This window comes from Piscirickettsia salmonis LF-89 = ATCC VR-1361, from assembly GCF_000297215.2.
GTDB lineage: Bacteria > Pseudomonadota > Gammaproteobacteria > Piscirickettsiales > Piscirickettsiaceae > Piscirickettsia > Piscirickettsia salmonis.
Genome location: NZ_AMFF02000217.1, coordinates 1 through 634, shown reverse-complemented (window position 1 = coordinate 634; position 634 = coordinate 1). Strand labels below are relative to the sequence as shown.

The 634-nt window shown below is 37.7% G+C and carries 1 protein-coding gene and 1 rRNA gene; one reads left to right on the top strand and one right to left on the bottom strand.

The genetic code is table 11. The features are described from left to right. Nucleotides 1-96 precede the first annotated feature (96 nt). Nucleotides 97-211, top strand: a 5S ribosomal RNA gene (gene rrf, locus C200_RS13515). A 169-nt stretch (nucleotides 212-380) separates the two neighbouring features. On the opposite strand, the gene C200_RS16600 is transcribed toward rrf, so the two are convergent. Beyond that, on the bottom strand, nucleotides 381-515 hold the full coding sequence (locus tag C200_RS16600; protein ID WP_016212506.1) for a hypothetical protein: 135 nt from the start codon (nucleotides 513-515) through the stop codon (nucleotides 381-383). Between the last annotated feature and the right edge of the window lie 119 nt (nucleotides 516-634).

Below are 634 nucleotides of genomic sequence, written 5' to 3'. Positions count from 1 at the left end.
TAACTAACATGTTGACATAATCAACGTGATTTAATAGTTTAACTGCTTTTAAAAAATAATTAAAAGCAGACAGCAAAACGAATTTTACCAGTTTTGTTTGGTGACCATAGCAAGGTGGTCCCACCTGATCCCATCCCGAACTCAGTAGTGAAACACCTTAGCGCCGATGATAGTGTGGTTTTTGCCATGTGAAAGTAGGACATCACCAAACACCTTATTCTTAAACCTCGATCTTAAATTTAAATAAAATAAGATCGGGGTTTTTTATTTATATTCTATAAATAACAGCGAGCAAAAAAAGTGTTATTTTTACGTTTTAAAGAAGGAAATTGTTTCGATGAGACGTTTTGCTTGTCGCTCCATGTTTCCGGCTGATTGAGTCATTTGGCCAGCCAGCTTATTGTTGGCTTGTGTTCTTTTGTCGATTTCTCTCCCATCGACTTATTGACTTTGATTACCCCTGTGGCCTGTTCTTGACTGGCATTATTAATTTCAGCAATTTTAGTAGACTCCAACTGTTAAGCTAGGTTCAGACTTTCACACTTTTGCTTGGTTCAAATCATAAGCAGGGCGGATGACTTTAAATGTTTTTGGATTTTCTATCGACATTACCGACGCTGCGAGCCATGGAGTG